The sequence below is a fragment of the Pseudomonas sp. Pdm06 genome (genome assembly GCF_014851795.1).
Taxonomy (GTDB): Bacteria; Pseudomonadota; Gammaproteobacteria; order Pseudomonadales; family Pseudomonadaceae; genus Aquipseudomonas; species Aquipseudomonas fluorescens_AA.
Map to the genome: position 1 here is coordinate 1 of NZ_JACVAH010000074.1, position 255 is coordinate 255.

The 255-nt window shown below is 64.3% G+C and carries 1 protein-coding gene; it reads right to left on the reverse strand.

Annotated features, from left to right (window positions below; genetic code table 11):
• Window positions 1–255, reverse strand: a 255-nt coding sequence (locus IB266_RS30605; protein ID WP_318646618.1) for a POTRA domain-containing protein, incomplete at both ends; no start/stop codon positions are given.

A 255-nucleotide genomic window follows, 5' to 3' on the forward strand; every position in this document is an offset into this window, starting at 1 on the left:
AGCCCAGGCGCTCCAGGCGGGTCTTGGACTGGTCGATCAGGTAGGTCGACGCCCAGCCACCTTCCATCTGGCGCATTTCACGGCGCAGCACTTCGTCCTCGGACTTGGTGTTGCCACGGAAGTTGATACGGTTGACGTAGGCGCGCTTGCCCGGGTCCACGGCGAACGTGATGTCGACGGTGTGGTCTTCATCATGCGGCTGCGGCACGCCGTTGACGTTGGCGAAGGTGTAGCCCTCGTTACCCAGGCGGCGGG